The sequence below is a fragment of the Vogesella oryzae genome (assembly GCF_902829295.1).
Classification (GTDB): Bacteria; Pseudomonadota; Gammaproteobacteria; order Burkholderiales; family Chromobacteriaceae; genus Vogesella; species Vogesella oryzae.
Genome location: NZ_CADEPL010000010.1, coordinates 38,697 through 54,664 on the forward strand (window position 1 = coordinate 38,697; position 15,968 = coordinate 54,664).

Annotated in this window: 18 protein-coding genes and 2 tRNA genes; 9 read left to right on the plus strand and 11 right to left on the minus strand. The window is 60.1% G+C overall.

Annotated features, from left to right (window positions below; genetic code table 11):
- Nucleotides 1-29 precede the first annotated feature (29 nt).
- The 6 genes from rpsM to HU218_RS03885 all read left to right on the plus strand — a co-directional run bounded on the left by rpsM (nucleotide 30) and on the right by HU218_RS03885 (nucleotide 4,804).
- A complete protein-coding gene (rpsM, locus tag HU218_RS03860; RefSeq protein ID WP_088965544.1) occupies nucleotides 30-392 on the plus strand; it encodes a 30S ribosomal protein S13 in 363 nt (120 codons plus the stop codon).
- A gap of 17 nt (nucleotides 393-409) precedes the next feature.
- Nucleotides 410-805 carry a 30S ribosomal protein S11 gene (rpsK, locus tag HU218_RS03865; RefSeq protein WP_174873622.1) on the plus strand — a complete coding sequence of 132 codons (396 nt, stop codon included), beginning with the start codon at nucleotides 410-412 and terminating at the stop codon, nucleotides 803-805.
- Nucleotides 806-822: 17 nt separating this feature from the next.
- Nucleotides 823-1,443: a 30S ribosomal protein S4 gene (rpsD, locus tag HU218_RS03870; RefSeq protein ID WP_174873623.1), complete on the plus strand. Its 621-nt coding sequence runs from the start codon at nucleotides 823-825 to the stop codon at nucleotides 1,441-1,443.
- 23 nt (nucleotides 1,444-1,466) lie between these two features.
- Nucleotides 1,467-2,450 (plus strand): DNA-directed RNA polymerase subunit alpha, encoded by a 984-nt coding sequence (locus HU218_RS03875; RefSeq protein ID WP_174873624.1) that lies wholly within the window; start codon nucleotides 1,467-1,469, stop codon nucleotides 2,448-2,450.
- Nucleotides 2,451-2,472: 22 nt separating this feature from the next.
- A complete protein-coding gene (rplQ, locus tag HU218_RS03880) occupies nucleotides 2,473-2,865 on the plus strand; it encodes a 50S ribosomal protein L17 (protein WP_174873625.1) in 393 nt (130 codons plus the stop codon).
- A 298-nt stretch (nucleotides 2,866-3,163) separates the two neighbouring features.
- On the plus strand, nucleotides 3,164-4,804 hold the full coding sequence (locus tag HU218_RS03885; protein WP_174873626.1) for a methyl-accepting chemotaxis protein: 1,641 nt from the start codon (nucleotides 3,164-3,166) through the stop codon (nucleotides 4,802-4,804).
- A 56-nt stretch (nucleotides 4,805-4,860) separates the two neighbouring features.
- On the opposite strand, the gene lnt is transcribed toward HU218_RS03885, so the two are convergent.
- The 8 genes from lnt to HU218_RS03925 all read right to left on the minus strand — a co-directional run bounded on the left by lnt (nucleotide 4,861) and on the right by HU218_RS03925 (nucleotide 12,012).
- On the minus strand, nucleotides 4,861-6,372 hold the full coding sequence (gene lnt / locus HU218_RS03890; protein ID WP_174873627.1) for an apolipoprotein N-acyltransferase: 1,512 nt from the start codon (nucleotides 6,370-6,372) through the stop codon (nucleotides 4,861-4,863).
- Between the two features lie 2 nt (nucleotides 6,373-6,374).
- Nucleotides 6,375-7,214 carry a CorC family transporter gene (locus HU218_RS03895; RefSeq protein WP_174873628.1) on the minus strand — a complete coding sequence of 280 codons (840 nt, stop codon included), beginning with the start codon at nucleotides 7,212-7,214 and terminating at the stop codon, nucleotides 6,375-6,377.
- Nucleotides 7,215-7,226: 12 nt separating this feature from the next.
- Nucleotides 7,227-7,736 (minus strand): rRNA maturation RNase YbeY, encoded by a 510-nt coding sequence (gene ybeY, locus HU218_RS03900; protein ID WP_174873629.1) that lies wholly within the window; start codon nucleotides 7,734-7,736, stop codon nucleotides 7,227-7,229.
- Nucleotides 7,717-8,685: a PhoH family protein gene (locus HU218_RS03905; RefSeq protein WP_174873630.1), complete on the minus strand. Its 969-nt coding sequence runs from the start codon at nucleotides 8,683-8,685 to the stop codon at nucleotides 7,717-7,719. The genes ybeY and HU218_RS03905 overlap by 20 nt, the downstream gene beginning before the upstream one ends.
- Nucleotides 8,682-9,041, minus strand: a complete 360-nt coding sequence (locus HU218_RS03910) for a hypothetical protein (RefSeq protein WP_174873631.1) — start codon at nucleotides 9,039-9,041, stop codon at nucleotides 8,682-8,684. The genes HU218_RS03905 and HU218_RS03910 overlap by 4 nt, the downstream gene beginning before the upstream one ends.
- On the minus strand, nucleotides 9,041-9,334 hold the full coding sequence (locus tag HU218_RS03915; RefSeq protein WP_174873632.1) for a YciI family protein: 294 nt from the start codon (nucleotides 9,332-9,334) through the stop codon (nucleotides 9,041-9,043). The genes HU218_RS03910 and HU218_RS03915 overlap by 1 nt, the downstream gene beginning before the upstream one ends.
- Before the next feature lie 21 nt (nucleotides 9,335-9,355).
- Nucleotides 9,356-10,690 (minus strand): tRNA (N6-isopentenyl adenosine(37)-C2)-methylthiotransferase MiaB, encoded by a 1,335-nt coding sequence (miaB, locus tag HU218_RS03920; RefSeq protein WP_174873633.1) that lies wholly within the window; start codon nucleotides 10,688-10,690, stop codon nucleotides 9,356-9,358.
- 134 nt (nucleotides 10,691-10,824) lie between these two features.
- Nucleotides 10,825-12,012 (minus strand): cation:proton antiporter domain-containing protein, encoded by a 1,188-nt coding sequence (locus HU218_RS03925; protein WP_174873634.1) that lies wholly within the window; start codon nucleotides 12,010-12,012, stop codon nucleotides 10,825-10,827.
- A 111-nt stretch (nucleotides 12,013-12,123) separates the two neighbouring features.
- Between HU218_RS03925 and HU218_RS03930 the strand changes: the two genes are divergently transcribed.
- Nucleotides 12,124-12,444: a hypothetical protein gene (locus HU218_RS03930; protein ID WP_174873635.1), complete on the plus strand. Its 321-nt coding sequence runs from the start codon at nucleotides 12,124-12,126 to the stop codon at nucleotides 12,442-12,444.
- A 79-nt stretch (nucleotides 12,445-12,523) separates the two neighbouring features.
- On the opposite strand, the gene HU218_RS03935 is transcribed toward HU218_RS03930, so the two are convergent.
- The 3 genes from HU218_RS03935 to HU218_RS03945 form a co-directional block, all read right to left on the minus strand.
- A tRNA-Met gene (locus tag HU218_RS03935) sits at nucleotides 12,524-12,600 on the minus strand.
- A gap of 40 nt (nucleotides 12,601-12,640) precedes the next feature.
- Nucleotides 12,641-12,717 (minus strand) — tRNA-Met (locus HU218_RS03940).
- A 95-nt stretch (nucleotides 12,718-12,812) separates the two neighbouring features.
- Entirely contained in the window at nucleotides 12,813-13,967 is a 1,155-nt protein-coding gene (locus HU218_RS03945; protein WP_174873636.1) for a class I SAM-dependent methyltransferase, read from the minus strand.
- 120 nt (nucleotides 13,968-14,087) lie between these two features.
- Here HU218_RS03945 and HU218_RS03950 point away from each other — a divergent pair, with 120 nt between their 5' ends.
- Together HU218_RS03950 and ttcA are read left to right on the plus strand one after the other, a co-directional pair.
- Complete coding sequence (locus tag HU218_RS03950) at nucleotides 14,088-14,840, plus strand: pteridine reductase (protein WP_174873637.1); 753 nt, start codon at nucleotides 14,088-14,090, stop codon at nucleotides 14,838-14,840.
- A 122-nt stretch (nucleotides 14,841-14,962) separates the two neighbouring features.
- Nucleotides 14,963-15,949 carry a tRNA 2-thiocytidine(32) synthetase TtcA gene (gene ttcA, locus HU218_RS03955; RefSeq protein ID WP_174873638.1) on the plus strand — a complete coding sequence of 329 codons (987 nt, stop codon included), beginning with the start codon at nucleotides 14,963-14,965 and terminating at the stop codon, nucleotides 15,947-15,949.
- Nucleotides 15,950-15,968: the final 19 nt, after the last annotated feature.

A 15,968-nucleotide genomic window follows, 5' to 3' on the forward strand; every position in this document is an offset into this window, starting at 1 on the left:
TTTTCAAGCTTAACGCTTAAGGAAAGAGAATGGCCCGTATTGCAGGGGTAAACATCCCCAATCATGCGCATGCCGTTATCGGCCTGCAGGCAATCTATGGCATCGGCCAGACCCGCGCCAAGCACATCTGTGCTGCTACCGGTATCAACCCGGCGAGCAAGGTTAAAGATCTGACTGAAGCCGAGATGGAAGCTCTGCGTGTTGAAGTGGCTAAGTTCACTGTTGAAGGTGACCTGCGCCGCGAAATCACGATGAGCATCAAACGACTGATGGACATGGGCTGCTATCGCGGTTTCCGTCATCGTCGTGGTCTGCCGTGCCGTGGTCAGCGCACCCGTACCAATGCACGTACCCGCAAAGGCCCGCGTAAGGCTATTGCTGGTAAGAAGTAATTCAAGGAACTTAGATAATGGCTAAAGCAAACACAGCTGGTCGTGTACGCAAAAAAGTACGCAAGTCTGTTAGCGATGGCATCGTGCACGTTCACGCTTCCTTCAATAACACCATTATTACCATCACCGATCGTCAAGGGAATGCTTTGTCTTGGGCTACCTCCGGCGGTGCTGGCTTCAAAGGCTCGCGTAAAAGTACACCCTTTGCTGCTCAAGTAGCTGCAGAGAGCGCTGGTAAAGTTGCCCAAGAATACGGTGTAAAAAACCTGGAAGTACGTATCAAGGGTCCGGGCCCTGGCCGCGAATCCTCCGTACGCGCACTCAATGCGCTGGGTTTTAAAGTGACCAGCATCTCCGACGTGACGCCAGTTCCGCACAACGGCTGCCGTCCTCCCAAGAAACGTCGTATCTAATCTGGAGAGTCTGAGAAATGGCACGTTACACTGGCCCTAAATGTAAACTGGCTCGTCGCGAAGGGACTGATCTCTTCCTGAAGAGCGCTCGCCGCGCGCTGGACTCCAAGTGCAAACTGGATACCGCTCCGGGCCAGCATGGCGCAAAGAATACCCGCCTGTCCGGCTTTGGTATTCAGCTGCGTGAAAAGCAAAAAGTACGCCGTATGTACGGTATTATGGAACGTCAGTTCCGTAAGTACTTTGCTGAAGCTGCTCGTCGTCAAGGCTCCACTGGTGAAAACCTGCTGCAGATCCTGGAATCCCGTCTCGATAACGTTGTTTATCGTATGGGTTTCGGTTCTACCCGCGCAGAAGCTCGTCAGCTGGTAAGCCACAAGGCGATCACTGTAAATGGCGTTGTAGTGAACATCCCGTCCTACCAGGTTAAGTCTGGCGACGTTGTTGCTGTTCGTGAGAAGGCCAAGAAGCAGGTTCGTATTCAAGAAGGTCTGGCTCTGGCCGAACAGATCGGCTTCCCGGCTTGGGTTGCAGTTGACTCCAAGAAAATGGAAGGCGTATTCAAGACTGTTCCGGAGCGTTCCGAGTTGTCTAGCGATATCAACGAACAACTCGTTGTGGAATTCTACTCCAAGTAATCGCTAGCTCTTAAGGAATGACTATGCAAAACAGCGCTTCGGAATTTCTGAAACCGCGTCTGATCGATGTGCAGCCGGTATCGGCTACACATGCACGTGTGTCGATGGAGCCGTTTGAGCGTGGCTATGCCCATACTCTGGGTAATGCACTGCGCCGCATTCTGCTCTCTTCGATGCCGGGCTACGCCCCGACCGAAGTAACCATCGCTGGCGTTTTGCATGAGTATTCCGCTCTTGACGGTGTGCGGGAGGATGTTGTCGACATCCTCCTGAACCTGAAGGGCGTAGTGCTTAAACTGCATGGTCGTGACAGCCTGATCCTGTCCTTGAAAAAGGATGGTGAAGGCGCTGTTCTGGCTGGTGACATCGAGCTGCCGCATGATGTTGAAGTGATCAATCCTGATCACGTCATCGGTCATCTGGCTGCTGGTGGCAAGATCGACATGGAAATCAAGGTAGAGAAAGGTCGCGGCTATCAGCCGGTAGCGGCCCGTATCAACCATGATGATAACCGTGCGATTGGTACCATCCAGCTTGATGCCTCCTTCTCCCCGGTGCGTCGTGTCAGCTTCAATGTTGAAAGCGCCCGTGTAGAGCAGCGTACCGACCTGGATCGTCTGGTTCTCGATATCGAGACCAATGGCGTGATTGAACCGGAAGAAGCGGTGCGTTTGGCCGCCCGTATTCTGGTTGATCAGCTGTCGATCTTTGCAGACCTGCAAGGCACCGCAGTTGAGGAAGTCGTTGAAAAGGCGCCGCCGATCGATCCGATCCTGCTGCGTCCGGTAGACGATCTCGAACTTACGGTACGTTCCGCCAACTGTCTGAAGGCCGAGAACATTTACTACATCGGTGATCTGATCCAGCGTACTGAAACCGAGCTGCTGAAGACTCCGAACCTTGGTCGTAAGTCGTTGAATGAGATCAAGGAAGTTCTCGCTTCTAAAGGCCTGACCTTGGGCATGAAACTCGAAAACTGGCCTCCGGCTGGTCTCGAAAAGCCCTAAGTCGGGATAAAAGGACACTACAATGCGTCATCGTAATAGCAATCGTAAACTGAACCGTACCAGTAGCCACCGTCTGGCCATGCTTCGTAACATGGCTAACTCGCTGCTGCGTCACGAAGCAATCGTGACTACTCTGCCGAAGGCCAAAGAGCTGCGTCGTGTTGCTGAGCCGCTGATTACCCTGGGTAAAAAGCCGTCTTTGGCAAACCGTCGTCTGGCATTTGACCGCACTCGCGACCGTGAAATCGTTGTGAAACTGTTCGACGTTCTGGGCCCGCGTTTCGCAGCCCGCAACGGCGGCTATGTTCGCATCCTGAAGTACGGTTTCCGTCAGGGCGACAATGCTCCGATGGCATTGGTTGAATTGGTTGACCGTGCCGAAGGTGAAGTAGTTGCAGAAGAAGCTGCTGAGTAATATCAACAGGTTCTTGAAAAAAGCCAGCGCTTGCGCTGGCTTTTTTTATGGTCGACGTTTGAAATCTACAGTTAACGGCTGCAGAAATTCGTTGTAGTTTGATTGAATCCACAACTGTAGGTAGTGAAATTCACTAGCCGAAGGCTGTATCTTGGGTGTTGTTAATTATTCCGCATTGAAAGTTGTCGCTTTATTTTGTCCGACAAGATGACAGACAATCTATTAAGCCCTAAATTGGCTTCTACAGAATTGTTCCAAAGTGAACAAAATATAGAAAAAGATGCACGGGAGATTGTCAATGAAGCAAAGTAATGGTTGGACTTTAAAGCGACGCTTACAGTTACAGGTGCTGTTGGTCGCAGTTATTCTATGCGTACTCGGCGCCTTGTCGTTGCAGCACGAGCGCAAGGTCATGCTTGAGGACCGGGAAGTCAAAGTACGTAATCTGGTTGAGATCGCGCTATCGGTAATCAAAAGCTATGAGGAGCGTGCTGCGAACGGTCAGCTTAACGAGGCTGAAGCCAAGAAGCAGGCTGCAGCAATTCTTAATTCTGCTCGCTATGATGGCACGGAATACTTCTTCGCCTTTGATCCGGCATGGAACTGGGTGGTACATGGTGCCAAACCGGCGATGGTTGGCAACAATCTGGAGACCGTCAAGGATCCAACTGGGGAGCCGCTAAAGCCGCTGTTTCAGGCTGCTTTGACCACCGGTGGTGGCAAGGGGGTGGCCAGATATGTATGGGACAAACCTGGTTTCAGCAGTCCACAACCAAAGATGTCTTATCTTGCCACTTCTGCCAAATGGGGCTGGGTAGTCGGTACCGGTATCTATCTGGATGATGTTCAGGCAGCCTTCCTGGATGAAGCGTTGTTACTGGCGGTTGAGGTGTTGGCCGCAATTGCGGTGGTGATTGCTGTCGGGATGTGGGTGCGTCGCAGTGTAATGCGGCAACTCGGGGCCGAGCCGGCCGTTACCCGGGATGTTGTGCACCGTATAGCGGATGGAGATCTGCACGTGCCGATACCGCTGGTTGCTGGAGATAGCGAAAGTCTGCTGGCAGCGGTTGATGATATGCAGCAGCATCTGCGCGAGCTGGTAGGGGGTATTGCCAACAGTAGCCGTACCTTATCGGGGATGGCGGGCGAAATTTCAGGGAGCGCAGGTGCCGTCGCATCCAGCTCTGAAGAACAAAGCCACGCCGCGACCTCAATGGCCGCCTCGATCGAGCAGATGACCGCCAGCATCAAACAGATTGCCACCCTCGCTGATCACGCACGCGAAGTGTCGGCCGACTCCGGTCAGCTTTCCAATCAGGGTGGTGAAGTCATTGCCAGTGCCGTGGTCGAGATGCAGCGCATCAACGAGGCGGTGGATCATGCTGCGCTGACGATCGGTGATCTGGTCAGCAAGACCCAGATGATCTCCAGCATCATGCAAGTGATCAAAGACATTGCCGACCAGACCAATCTGCTGGCCCTCAATGCTGCCATCGAGGCGGCGCGCGCCGGCGAGGCTGGCCGTGGTTTTGCCGTGGTTGCCGATGAGGTACGCAAGCTGTCAGAGCGGACGGCTGGTGCGACGCAGGAAATTGCCGGCATGATTCGTGATATCCAGGATGGTTCCGAGGAATCGCGCAGCAATATGGAAGAAGCCGTGAGCCGGGTGAAGTCGGGTCTGGCACTGGCAGAGCAGGGTGGCGAGGCAATCCGGCACATCCGCGATAGCGCCAACGGTGTGGTTGGCGTGGTGAATGAGATCTCGCAGGCGCTGGCCGAGCAGGGTAATGCCAGCGAGGAAATCACGCGTAATGTTGAAAACATTGCGCTGGCTGCGGCCAACAATGCCGAGGCATCTGGCAAGGCATCCAGTGCCATCGGAGAGTTGAATGGTCTGACCGAGCGGCTGCGCGGCATGGTGTCGCGTTTCCAGGTATAGCCTTTAGCTGGCGGAAAAAGCCCGGCATACGCCGGGCTTTTTGTTTTCACCCTTTATTAGTCTGCAATGGCCGGCTGCATTGCGCGGCGTTGCCATAGTCCCAGACCGGCTGCCAGCAGCAGTAATGCGCCGCATGCCAGCAGAACCGGCAAATTACCGTAGTACATATAGGGCGTAAGACCACGGCGGCCCTGTACGCTGGCGGTCAGCGTCTGCCGGGTATCCGGCGCGGCAATGGCTGCCACTTCGCCGCGATGATCAATGACGGCCGTCATGCCGGTATTGGTACTGCGCAGCATCGGCCGGCCGGTTTCCAGGGCCCGCGCCTGCGAGAGTTGCAAATGCTGGCTCATGGCGTTGCTCTTGCCGAACCAGGCAAGGTTGCTGACGTTGGCAAGGATGGAGGCGTTGGCTGCCGGTCCGATCAACTCCTCGCCGAACCCGTCTTCGTAGCACACATTGAAGGCAACCTGCTGGCCGGCAATGGCCAGTGGCGCCTGCTGGCTGCCGCCGGCGGTAAAGCCGGACAAGGGCATGTGCATGAACTGGTAAATCCAGCTGGTCAGCATCGGTAACGGGATGAATTCGCCAAACGGAACCAGATGGTTTTTGGCGTAGTACGGTTGACCCGGTTGATTAAGAGCTACCACCGCATTGAGATAGCCGCGTCCATCGGGGGTACGTCGCGGCAGGCCGCTTACCAGCGTGCTGTTCTTCAGACCGGCGACGGCATTGATCATGGTGAGGTAGCCGGAAGGCATGTCTTCCAGGAATACCGGCAGCGCCGTTTCCGGCAGCAGCAAGAGTTGCGCCGGCGGGGCCTGTACCAGCATGCGGTAATAGGTCGCCAGCGTCATCTCGTAGGTAGCCGGGTCCCATTTCAACGATTGCGGGATGTTGCCCTGCAAGAGCGCCACCTGGATCGGCGCACCACTGTCGTGCGTCCATTGCTGTTGCTTGAGCTGATGACCCCCACCCCACAACGCGACCAAGAGCAATGTGGTAACCAGTTGGCCGCGTTGTGGCAGCTGCCATAGCAGCTGCAGCAGCGCTGCGCTCATGGCGACGGCAAAGGTTACCAGATGGATGCCGCCAACCGGTGCGTAACCAGCCAACGGACTCTCGGTGATCTGGCTGTAACCGGCGGCCCCCCACGGAAAGCCGGTCAACATCCAGCTGCGCAGCCATTCGCCTAGCGTCCATGCAGCGGGAAACAGCATTGCGCGTACCAGCGGGTGACGGTGTACGCGGATGGTAAGGTGGCAAGCCAGTGCCGGGTACAGCGCCAGATAGGCGGGAAGCAGGGCGGTCAGGGCGCCGGCCAGTGGTGACGGCATGCCGGCGATATCGTGCAGGCTGATGTAAATCCAGTAGAACTGGCTGCAGTAAGCGCTAAGCCCCCATAGCCAGGCGGTGGCAAAGGCGCGTTGCGGCCAACGTTGTACCAGCCACAGCAACGTTACCAGGCACAGCGGCATCAGCAAGAACAGGCGGTATGGTGCATAGGCCAGCACCGTGGCGGCGCCGCTGAGCAGGGTCAGCAGCAGCCAGGCAAATTGCTGCAGCATGCTCAGTCCTGGGGTTGGCCGCGGCGCTCGACCAGCAGCGCCTGCAAGCGACGGCTGGCGGCGCGGATGACGGTAAAATGCCAGTCTTCCAGCTGCAGCCCTTCGCCGCGGACCGGGACATACCCCAGGTTGGCGGTGACCAGCCCGCCGATGGTATCGACTTCGTCGTTGGGCAGGGCGCACTCGAAGAAGTCGTTGAAGTCCTCCACCGAAGTGGTGGCCAGCACGCGGAAACGGCCGCCGCGCACCGGTACGATGTCTTCTTCCGACTCGATCAGGTCATGCTCGTCGTCGATATCACCGACGATCTCTTCCAGTACATCCTCGATGGTCACCAGGCCGGAGACGCCGCCGTACTCGTCGACGGCAATCGCCATGTGGGTCTTGGTGGCGCGGAACTCGCGCAGCAGGCTGTCGACACGCTTGCTCTCCGGCACGAATACCACCGGACGCAGCATGGCCTTGAGGTTGAAGTCCTGCGGCGCGAGGAAGTAGCGCAGCAGATCCTTGCTCAGCAGGATGCCCTGAACATCGTCCTTGTCGTCGCCGATGACCGGGAAGCGCGAGTGGCCGAGCTCGATGACCCGCGGTAGCAGGCTTTCCATCGGGTCATCCAGGCTGATGACATCCATCTGGCTGCGTTGCACCATGATTTCGCGCACCGTGCGCTCGGAAAACGACAGCACGCCTTCAATCATGGCCAGTGCTTCGGCATCCAGCAGATTGCGCTCGAACGCGGCATGCAGCTGCGCTTTCAGTTCTTCACGGTCTTCCGGCTCGTGGGAAAAGCGGCTGACAAGGCGCTCGAACCAATTGGGGGACGGTTTACTGGGTTCTTCCATAATGGCGATGGTTCAGACTTTCTCGGCAGCGTAAGGGTCGGCATAGCCTAACTTGGCGAGGATGACGGTTTCAAGCGCTTCCATCGCCTCGGCTTCATCATCGGCTTCGTGATCGAAGCCTTGCAGGTGCAACATGCCATGCACGGTCAGGTGCGCATAGTGTGCTTCCAGTGCTTTGCCCTGTTCGGCGGCTTCGCGGGCCACCACCGGCGCGCAGAACACCAGATCACCAAACAGCGGCATGCCTGCCACGGTATCGCCTTCGTTCAGCGCGAAACTCAGCACATTGGTGGCGTAATCCTTGCTGCGGTAATCGCGGTTCAGGGCGCGACCTTCGGCTTCGTCCACGACCACTAGCGAGATCTGTGCCTGTTTCACGCCACTTTGCAGCGCGGCCTGGCACCAGCGGCGCCACAGTTTGCCTTCCGGCAGCGGCTGCTCGCTTTCCAGGCGGTCTTCCAGCGTCAGTTCAAGCCGTGCGGCCAACCTTTGCAGTAGTTTGTTACGTTTGGCTTGTTTCATTGTCCTGCTTGCTTTGATAGCGGTCGTAGGCATCGACGATCTTCTGCACCAGCGGGTGGCGCACCACGTCTTCGCTATTGAAATGATGGAAATGGATGCCGCGCACGTCCTTGAGGATGCGTTCGACCTCCACCAGCCCGCTTTTCTGGTTGCGGGCCAGGTCGATCTGGGTGATGTCGCCGGTGATTACGGCCTTGGAGCCGAAGCCGATGCGGGTCAGGAACATCTTCATCTGTTCCGGCGTGGTGTTCTGCGCCTCGTCCAGGATGATGAAGGCGTTGTTCAGCGTGCGGCCACGCATATAGGCCAGCGGCGCGATCTCGATCAGGTTCTTTTCGAACAGCCGCGCCACCTTGTCGAAACCCATCAGGTCGTACAGCGCGTCATACAGCGGACGCAGATACGGGTCGACCTTTTGCGCCAGGTCGCCAGGCAGGAAGCCCAGCTTTTCACCGGCCTCCACCGCCGGGCGCACCAGCACGATGCGCTTCACCGCCTCGCGCTCCATGGCGTCGACGGCGCAGGCGACGGCCAGATAGGTCTTGCCGGTGCCGGCCGGACCGATGCCGAAGGTGATGTCGTGGGCGAAAATCTGCTTGATGTAGCCGCTCTGGCGCGGTGTGCGGCCTTTCAGGTCGCGGCGACGCGTCGCCAGCGGCGGCATGTCGTCATCCTGCGGGTTGCCCTGGCGGGCCTCGACCAGCCCCAGCTGGATATCGCGCACGTTCAGCTCGCGCTTTTCCGCCAGGCCGTAGAAGCGTTGCAGCAGCAAGAGTGCCTGGGTAGCCTGCACGCCCTTGAAGCTGAACTGTTCGGCACGGCGCTGGATGCTGACATCCAGCCCGGTTTCAATCTGTTTGAGGTTTTCGTCCAGTGGTCCGCACAGGCGGGCCAGACGTTCATTGTCCACCGGAGTGAACTGGTAACTGCAGCTTTGTAGGTCGCTCATGGCGTTTTGGGTCGGGCTTCCGGGCAGTGTTGCTGTTGCTGCCATTGTCGTAGGCGGGACTGGTATTGTTCAAGCGCCGCGATTTCCTGCTCCGGACGGCGCAGCTGTCCCAGCGGCACCGGGATCGACAGGCCGATGCTGCCATGGCTGCCGATGGCACTGCCCAGACCGATGTTCATCTGCACGTCAGGGTTGGCCGCATGCAGCTGGCGCAGCCGGGCTTCCGTACGCACCAGCTGGCGCGCCAGCGCCGGGCAGTCCAGCGTCGCCGGATCGCTGGCGATGAAACCATCGTCGTCAGCGGCACTGGCGCAGCCACCCAGCAGGAGCAGTAACAGCGGCAAAATGCGGCGCATCAGTTGGGCTCCAGCAGTTGGGCAAGTTCCGGTGCGCTCATGCTGGGCGCGAACTCGGTGATGCTGTACTCGGCTACGCCGGCCTGCCGGAACGGATCCTGCGCCAGCAGGGCATCCAGCTGCTCGCGCGGCATGCGTCGCGCCAGGATCACGCCACCGGTGCGCGGCAATTTACGACCGGAAGCCAGCAGCAGGCCGTCGCGGTAGGCGGCTTGCAGCCAAGCAATGTGTGCCGGTACCAGCTCGTCGATCCGGTTCAACGGCGCGGTGTAGCTCAGCGAAACAACATACATGCTCGGCTCCCGGTGGCAGGATTAGACCGTCTCGGTGGTCAGCACCTCGCCGCCCAGCGAATGCGGGAAGGCTTCGGTGATGACAACTTCGATCATCTGGTTGATCAGACGCGGGTTGCCGTAGAAGTTCACCACGCGGTTGTTGGCGGTGCGGGCGGCCAGCATATTGGGGTCTTTCTTGGAGATCGCCTCTACCAGCACGCGCTGCACGCTGCCGACCATGCTCTTGTTGATCTCGAAGCCGCGGGCCTCGATCACCTCGTTCAGCACCTCCAGACGACGTACCTTTTCCTTGTGCGGGGTGTCGTCCGGCAGGTTGGCCGCCGGGGTGCCAGGACGCGGGCTGTAGATGAACACGAAGCTGAAGTCGAACTCCATGTCCTTCACCAGCTTCAGCGTCTGCTCGAAGTCGGCCTCGGTCTCGCCGGGGAAGCCGACGATGAAGTCGGACGACAGGCACAGGTCCGGACGCAGCGCGCGCAGCTTGCGGATGATGGACTTGTACTCCAGCGCGGTGTAGCCGCGCTTCATCGCGGTCAGCACGCGGTCACAGCCGCTTTGTACCGGCAGGTGCAGGTGGGAGACCAGCTTGGGCAGCTTGCCGTAGCAGTCGATGATGCGCTGGCTGAACTCGCGCGGATGGCTGGTGGTGAAGCGCAGTCGCTCCACGCCCGGAATCTCGTGCACGTACTCCAGCAGCATGGCGAAATCGGCGATCTCGCCATCGGCCATGGCGCCGCGGTAGGCGTTGACGTTCTGTCCCAGCAGGGTGATTTCCTTCACGCCCTGCGCGGTCAGGCCGGCAATCTCGGTCAGCACGTCCTCGAACGGGCGCGACACTTCCTCGCCGCGGGTGTAGGGCACCACGCAGAACGAACAGTATTTGGAACAGCCTTCCATGATGGATACGAAAGCCGCACCGCCTTCCACCTTGGCCGGCGGAATGTGGTCGAACTTCTCGATCTCCGGGAAGGAGATGTCCACCTGGGCGGCGCCGCTGGTCTGGCGGCTCTTGATCAGGTCCGGCAGGCGGTGCAGCGTTTGCGGGCCGAACACCACGTCCACATACGGTGCGCGCTTGACGATGGTGTCGCCTTCCTGCGAGGCCACGCAGCCGCCGACGCCAATGATCAGGTCCGGGTTGGCTTCCTTCAGCGGCTTGATGCGACCGAGGTCGGAGAACACTTTCTCCTGCGCTTTTTCGCGCACGCTACAGGTGTTGAACAGGATAACGTCGGCTTCTTCCGGGTTATCTGTCTTGATCATGCCTTCGCTGCTACCCAGCACGTCCACCATCTTGTCCGAGTCGTACTCGTTCATCTGGCAGCCGAATGTCTTGATGTAAACCTTTTTCATGCCTGCTTCTGTCTGCAAATAAACCGGGCAGGGTGGGCCTGCCGCAAAAAAGAAAGGCCAGCGTTGGCCGCGCAGTTCTCCGTTGGGAAAATGGGCTTTTTCGCTGGCGAATTAATAGCTTGCGCGCGAGTTTATCACACCGCCACGCCAGCTGCAGTGCCGCCACGGCGCAAAGCCAGCTTGAACACGAACGGGTTGAGCAGAATCGACAGGATGGCGCCGGCCATGATCAGCGCGTGACCGCGGCTGGACAGCAGCTCCAGTTGCAGGCCAAGACCCGCCAGGATGAAGGAAAACTCGCCGATCTGCGCCAGGCTGGCGGCAATCAGCCAGCGGTCGCCATGTGGCTGGCGCAGCCCGGCCATCAGCCACCATGCGGCCAACCCTTTGCCGACAATGATGATGGCCAGGGTGGCCAGCACTGCCGGCAGATCGTGCAGCAATACCCGCGGGTCGAACAGCATGCCGGCGGCAACGAAAAACAGTACCGCGAACGCGTCGCGCAGCGGCATTGCCTCCTCGGCGGCGCGGTGGCTGAATGGCGAGCCGGCCAGTACGGTACCGGCAAAGAAGGCGCCCAGTGCGAACGACACCTCGAACAGCGCGGTGGCGCCATAGGCCACCCCCAGCGCGGTAGCCAGTACCCCGAGACGGAACATCTCGCGGCTGCCGGTATGGACGATCTTTTCCAGCATCAGCGGTATCAGTTTCTGCCCGACCAGCATCATCACCGCTACGAAGGCGGCCACCTTGCCAAGCGTCAGCAGGATGGCCTGCAGCGACCCGCCCAGGTTGGCCGCATCGTTGCCGGCAATGGCCGGAATCAGCACCAGCGCCAGGATGGTGGCGATGTCTTCGGTGACCAGCCAGCCCACCGCAACCTTGCCAGCCGGTGTTTCCAGTCTGCCGTGTTCTTCCAGCGATTTGAGCAGCACCACGGTACTGGCCACCGACAAGGCCATGCCGAATAGCAGGCCTTCCGCCAGCGGCCAGCCCAATGCGGCGGACAGGCCCCAGCCCAGTGCGGTGGCGACGGCGATCTGCGCGATCGCGCCTGGCAAGGCGATACGTTTCACCGCCAGCAGGTCGGCGATGGAAAAGTGCAGGCCGACACCGAACATCAACAGGATCACGCCCAGCTCCGCCAGTTCGGCCGCCAGCTGACCATCGGCGACATAGCCCGGGGTGAACGGGCCGATGAGGATGCCGGCCGCCAGATAGCCCAGCAGCGGCGGCAGGCGCAGTTTCAGTGCCACCGCGCCCAGTGCAAAGGCGGCGACCAGTGCGGCGACAAGGGTGGTGATGAGGGGTGTTGCGTGCATGGGGCCTCCCTGGTGTTGTTTAGTAAAATACGAGGGCAACCGGCGGAGAGAGTTCCTGCACCCTGCTTAGGGGAGTGCCTAGAATGACTAATCGAGAATGGAGATTTGCAAATGTGGCAGCGAAACTTTTCCGATGAAGAACTGGAGCGGATTATCGAGGAGGCCATGTTGTATATGTGCGCCTGTCCCGGGCAGGTGGCCGGCGAAATCCGGCGCCTGCGTGAGCTTATTGCCTACCAGCAGTCTTGCGAGCAGCAGCCGGACAATGTCAGTGCCGTACATCAGTGCATTGCCCGCCATGCCGTCGAGGCGCATGCGCAGATGGAGGCGTGCCTGAGCGAAGTGCTGACGCTGGAAAGATGGGACCGGCAAACCTTGCGTATGCCGGAAGGGTTGCGTGTGCGGCGGGATGCGCTGTTGCGCGGGGAGTAAGGCTGTACGGGCGGGCCGGACTACATGGCGGCTCGCGTGGAATGCAAAAAAGCCAGCTCGGAGAGCTGGCTTTTTTAACTGGTGGCGAATCAGGGACTCGAACCCCGGACCTGCGGATTATGATTCCGTCGCTCTAACCAACTGAGCTAATTCGCCGGCTGAAATGCTGTGCACGCACAGAACTTCAAGTAACTTGTGGTGGCGAATCAGGGACTCGAACCCCGGACCTGCGGATTATGATTCCGTCGCTCTAACCAACTGAGCTAATTCGCCACATTTCGATGCGTTGGCATCGAGGTTGCGAACTATACGCAGCGATTTTTGCAGTGTCAACTTTTTCTGCAAACGGGCTGGCAATGGTCTAGCGCTTACAGCGTGTAGCAGCGGTCGCCCTGGCTGAAACCCCGCCAGTCGATGGCCACCTGTTTGCCAAAGCCGATCACCTTGAAGGTTTCGCCCATCTCCTGCGGTGACAGCAGGCGTTGTGCCGCCTTGGCCACCGGCAGGTAGTCCTTGACGTTGGCCGCATCCAGAAAGGACAGCAGTTCGGTGATGCCGGCGTTGATCAGGAATTGCGCCTGGCTGGTGTAGCCGATCAGGTCCAGTCCGGTATCGATGCCGGACTGCGCTACTGCGCTGAAATCCACATGGGTGGTGAGGTCCATCAGCCCCGGCAGGTAGAACGGGTCCTGCACCGTGTGGTGGCGGTAGTGGCCGAGCAGGGTGCCCATGCTGCGTTCCGGGTGGTAGTACTCGCCGGCGCTGTGGCCGTAGTCGATCATCAGGATGGCGCCGCGCGCCAGCACGCCGGCCAGGGTGCGGATAAAGGCGCGGTTGGCGAGGCTGATCTCACTGTCGTAATCCGGAATCTGCGGCAGTAGGCGGTCGGCCAGTGCCGCCAGTTGCGGGTCGGCAAAGTCACGGTCGTCAAAACACAGCGCGCCATCGCGAACGGTGACGCCGCGCTGCTGTACTTGCTTGTCGGCGTTGCGGCGCACCAGCTCCACTGGCATGGCATCCAGCACCTCGTTGCCCAGCAGAATGCCGTCGACGCTGTCCGGCAATGTCGGCAGCCAGCGCACCTTGGCGGCCAACGCCGGCGGCAGGCTGGCGATGGTGGCGCGCTGGCGCTCGATCAGGTCCGGCGACAGGTCGACGATGCTGTAGCTGGCCGGCTCGCAACCCAGCTCGTGCAAGGCCAATAACAGGTCGGCGGCCAGGCGGCCGCTGCCGGCGCCGAACTCCACGATGTGACCGGCGGTCTGCGGCAGCAGCTCGGCCAGCTGGCGCGCCAGCGTCTGTGCGAACAGCGGCGTCAGTTCCGGTGCGGTGACAAAGTCGCCGCCCTCGCCGAACTTGCGGCTGCCGGCGGTGTAGTAGCCCAGCCCCGGTGCGTACAGCGCCAGGTCCATGTAGCGCGAAAACGGCATCCAGCCGTCACGGTCGGCGATTTCGGCGGCGATGGTACGGGCGAGGGTCTGGCTGACGGCCAGCGCGTCGGCAGAAGCTTCGGGCAAGGACATGGTGTAAAAACTCGCTGTGCGGAACGCGCGGCCATTACGTGGCGCGGGTTCGCGTTTAAAATGGCAGGAATTGTCGCTAATCGGCGCGTTGTCGCCAAGCAAATACCAACGGGAGAGCGCATGCAAGCGGATGTTCACGACAAGGTGGTGCTGATTACCGGGGCGGCCCGGCGTGTCGGGGCGGGTATTGCGCGCCATCTGCATGCCCGCGGTGCGCGGCTGGTGCTGCATTATCGTGGCTCGCGCCAGGCGGCGGGAACGTTGGCCGCAGAATTGAACGCCGTGCGCGCGGGGTCGGTGCGGCTGCTGCAGGCCGACCTGCTGGACAGCGCCGCACTGCCGAAGCTGGTGGACGAGGCACATGCCGCTTTTGGCCGCCTGGATGGCCTGGTCAACAACGCATCCAGCTTCTACCCGACCGAAATCGGCGCCATCCGCGAACAGGACTGGTTCGACCTGATGGGCAGCAATCTCAAGGCGCCGCTGTTTCTGGCGCAGGCGGCGGCCAGCTATCTGGCGGCGACGCGCGGTGCCATCGTCGGTATCGTCGACATCCATGCCGAGCGACCGATGAAGCGGCATCTGGTGTACAGCCTGGCCAAGGCCGGCCATGCGCAGCTGATCCGCAGCCTGGCGGTGGAGCTGGCACCCTTGGTGCGCGTCAATGGTGTATCGCCCGGGGTGAACCTGTGGCCGGAAGACGAGGTGTCGTTCGATGCCGGCGAGCGTGCCGCCATCGAAGCCTCCATTCCGCTGGCGCGCAGCGGCCAGCCGGAAGATATCGCCCGCGCGGTGGCGTTCCTGCTGTTCGACACCGACTACGTCAACGGCCAGATTCTGGCGGTGGATGGCGGCCGCAGCGTCGTGCTGTAGCCGTGAGCTGGCCGCCGCTTGCGGCCAACCTTTGCTGCCGTGCAAAAAATTGGCGGCCACATGGCAAAAACCGTTCCGATCGGACTAAAATAGCCGGTTTTTCAATTTCTTAGCCGTACCTCATGTCCGAACAACTCCGCGATGCCGATGCCAAGGCCAAAAAGGCCAGCTTCGAAGGCAACAAACTCACCAAGCGTCTGCGTCACCACGTAGGCGATGCCATCAACGACTTCAACATGATCGAAGAGGGCGACCGCGTGATGGTGTGCCTGTCCGGCGGCAAGGACAGCTACACCTTGCTGGACATCCTGCTCGGGCTGCAGAAGTCGGCACCGATCAACTTCTCCATCGTGGCGGTGAACCTGGACCAGAAGCAGCCGGGCTTCCCCGAGCATGTGCTGCCGGATTACCTGCAGTCCATCGGCGTGGAGTATCGCATCGTCGAGGAAGACACCTACAGCATCGTCAAACGGCTGGTGCCGGAAGGCAAGACCACCTGCAGCCTGTGCTCGCGCCTGCGCCGTGGCATCCTGTACCGCGTGGCCGACGAGCTGGGCGCCACCAAGATCGCGCTGGGCCACCATCGTGACGACATCCTGCACACCTTCTTCCTGAACATGTTCTACGGCGGCAAGCTTAAGGCCATGCCGCCCAAGCTGGTGTCGGACGACGGCCGCCATATGGTGATCCGCCCGCTGGCCTACTGCCGCGAAAAGGACATCGAGCGTTACGCCACGTTACGCGAGTTCCCGATCATCCCGTGTAATCTGTGCGGCTCGCAGCCCAACCTGCAGCGCCAGGTGGTGAAGGAGATGGTCAACGACTGGGACAAGCGCTTCCCGGGGCGCGTGGAGAGCATGTTCCGCGCCATGCAGAACGTGGTGCCGTCGCACCTGGCCGATACCGGCCTGTTCGACTTTGCCGGCCTGCAGACCGGCGATGTCCCGTTCGAAGGCGGCGATACCGCCTTCGACAAGGAAGAATTCCGCGACACGCTGGCGCTGGCCGAGGACGATGGCGACGACGTTGCCGCCGAGAAGCCGCGGCGCACCATCAGCATTCTGGATTCGCGGCCGAAGGCGAGTACGGGAGACGGTTGTGGCGCATAGAGCCCTGCATCCGTTCCGC

Excerpts from the sequence above, each read along its gene's own strand:
- miaB (WP_174873633.1), bottom strand. The coding sequence starts at position 10,690 with ATGAAAAAGGTTTACATCAAGACATTCGGCTGCCAGATGAACGAGTAC.
- ttcA (WP_174873638.1), top strand. The coding sequence starts at position 14,963 with ATGTCCGAACAACTCCGCGATGCCGATGCCAAGGCCAAAAAGGCCAGC.
- ybeY (WP_174873629.1), bottom strand. The coding sequence starts at position 7,736 with ATGAAACAAGCCAAACGTAACAAACTACTGCAAAGGTTGGCCGCACGG.
- rpsM (WP_088965544.1), top strand. The coding sequence starts at position 30 with ATGGCCCGTATTGCAGGGGTAAACATCCCCAATCATGCGCATGCCGTT.
- HU218_RS03875 (WP_174873624.1), top strand. The coding sequence starts at position 1,467 with ATGCAAAACAGCGCTTCGGAATTTCTGAAACCGCGTCTGATCGATGTG.
- rplQ (WP_174873625.1), top strand. The coding sequence starts at position 2,473 with ATGCGTCATCGTAATAGCAATCGTAAACTGAACCGTACCAGTAGCCAC.
- HU218_RS03950 (WP_174873637.1), top strand. The coding sequence starts at position 14,088 with ATGCAAGCGGATGTTCACGACAAGGTGGTGCTGATTACCGGGGCGGCC.
- HU218_RS03895 (WP_174873628.1), bottom strand. The coding sequence starts at position 7,214 with ATGGAAGAACCCAGTAAACCGTCCCCCAATTGGTTCGAGCGCCTTGTC.
- HU218_RS03930 (WP_174873635.1), top strand. The coding sequence starts at position 12,124 with ATGTGGCAGCGAAACTTTTCCGATGAAGAACTGGAGCGGATTATCGAG.
- HU218_RS03910 (WP_174873631.1), bottom strand. The coding sequence starts at position 9,041 with ATGCGCCGCATTTTGCCGCTGTTACTGCTCCTGCTGGGTGGCTGCGCC.
- HU218_RS03905 (WP_174873630.1), bottom strand. The coding sequence starts at position 8,685 with ATGAGCGACCTACAAAGCTGCAGTTACCAGTTCACTCCGGTGGACAAT.
- HU218_RS03885 (WP_174873626.1), top strand. The coding sequence starts at position 3,164 with ATGAAGCAAAGTAATGGTTGGACTTTAAAGCGACGCTTACAGTTACAG.
- lnt (WP_174873627.1), bottom strand. The coding sequence starts at position 6,372 with ATGCTGCAGCAATTTGCCTGGCTGCTGCTGACCCTGCTCAGCGGCGCC.
- rpsK (WP_174873622.1), top strand. The coding sequence starts at position 410 with ATGGCTAAAGCAAACACAGCTGGTCGTGTACGCAAAAAAGTACGCAAG.
- HU218_RS03915 (WP_174873632.1), bottom strand. The coding sequence starts at position 9,334 with ATGTATGTTGTTTCGCTGAGCTACACCGCGCCGTTGAACCGGATCGAC.
- rpsD (WP_174873623.1), top strand. The coding sequence starts at position 823 with ATGGCACGTTACACTGGCCCTAAATGTAAACTGGCTCGTCGCGAAGGG.
- HU218_RS03945 (WP_174873636.1), bottom strand. The coding sequence starts at position 13,967 with ATGTCCTTGCCCGAAGCTTCTGCCGACGCGCTGGCCGTCAGCCAGACC.
- HU218_RS03925 (WP_174873634.1), bottom strand. The coding sequence starts at position 12,012 with ATGCACGCAACACCCCTCATCACCACCCTTGTCGCCGCACTGGTCGCC.